This window comes from Mycolicibacterium palauense (assembly GCF_002592005.1).
Lineage (GTDB): Bacteria > Actinomycetota > Actinomycetes > Mycobacteriales > Mycobacteriaceae > Mycobacterium > Mycobacterium palauense.
In genome coordinates, this window is record NZ_NVQF01000195.1 from 1 (window position 1) to 1,456 (window position 1,456).

The 1,456-nt window shown below is 70.1% G+C and carries 1 protein-coding gene and 1 pseudogene; both read right to left on the reverse strand.

Annotation, left to right across the window (positions count from 1 at the left end):
• Positions 1-252 (reverse strand): annotated as a pseudogene (locus tag CSR00_RS29815) (hypothetical protein); the annotation flags it as partial.
• A gap of 224 nt (positions 253-476) precedes the next feature.
• Entirely contained in the window at positions 477-1,286 is an 810-nt protein-coding gene (locus tag CSR00_RS29820; RefSeq protein ID WP_099025943.1) for a DUF1906 domain-containing protein, read from the reverse strand.
• Positions 1,287-1,456 lie beyond the last annotated feature (170 nt).

Consider the following 1,456-nt stretch of genomic DNA (forward strand, 5'->3'; position numbering starts at 1 on the left):
CTCGATATCAGCCCCGGCGGCCGCCGCGTCGTCGGTGGCCTGATGGGTGCGGGCCTGGAGTCCGGCGAAGGGCTGGGCGGGCGGGCTCTGCGGCAACTCGGTCGTCGTGGCCTGCGGGGTGACAACCGCGGCGGTAGGAGTGCTCCCCGCGTCCGGCGTACCCCGGACCGGCGGCGCGCACCCGTTGACCAGCACCGCCACGCCGACGATCGCTACGCTCGTCGTCGCCCACGCCGACAGCTGCCGCCGCATAGGTCCTCCGATTGATCATGAGCCAGGGGATGCTGGCCCCTGCGTTCCCCGGTTGTCCCCGGCTCTAACCCGGCCCGCGCAGACGGTCGGGGAAGTGCGTTGAGATCAACGGCTTCGGACTGCGATTGTATGTCGGGCACGCGAGTGGGTCCGGACTTGTGACGGGCGACGGCCGGCCCGGATCAGCTCACGGCCGTGTTCTTACGGGGTTCTTGCGGGGTTTCTCACGGGTGCAGATTCCACTGGCCGCAATCGGAGGCCAGGACGTCGTTGACGTCGACGCGGATGCCGCCGACCACCGGTCCCGGATTCGAGGCGGTGTCGATGACGCGCTGGTAGAGAACCGCGGCGGGATAGATCTGGCCGCGAGACCAGGACCGCGTCTGCCACGCCCATACGTGGCCCGGCGAACTGGACCGCCCGATGACCCCGTCCGCCACGGCCCACTGGCAGGGATTGACGCCGGCGTAGATGCCGGTGCGCTGCACGCCCAGCACCGAGTTGATCCCACGAAACCACTGCAGAGCGACGTTGTTCCAGGTGGTGCGGTCGATGTCGTCGTCCACGCTGAAGAAGATCGGCGCGCTTCGGCCACCGCCCGCCGCGGTGTGCAGGTGCCAGGCGGTGCGCGCGTCGGCGACGCCTCCGGCGAAGCCGCGAGTGAAGTCCGACGGTGCCGTCCCGCCCGGCTTTCCGTACTGGTAGTTGCTGACGATCACCAATCCGGCGGCGGTCAAGGACTGGGCGTAGGGCAGGGTGATCGGCTTGGCGCCGAATGAGGATCCGGGCCGTGATGTCGATACGTAGTTGATCACCCCGGAGTGGCCGGCCGCCCGGATGTCTTGGGCCGGGATCTGGCGCATGGCGTAGTCGATCAGGGTCGGCCCGGCGGCCGAGGCCGTGGGAATCCCGGCGCCCGCCGCCGTGGCGCCGAGCCCGGCCAGCGCCGACGCCGCGGTGGCGTAGCGCAGTGCGTCACGCCGGGAGACCAGGGGCGATCGCCGCCGGCCCGTCGTCAACGGCGCGTCCTGCACACCGTCATGTTAACAAAGTGACAGTTGTTAAAGGTGAAGCCGCGCCGCTGCGGGGACGCTCGGGCTGCGCTGCCGCGCCGGAAACCTAGTTGTCGGTGGGCGGTGGTTGCGGTTGGAAGGGCTGGTACCACCACCACTGGGCGCGTTCTCCGGTGGGGCCGGGGAAGGGG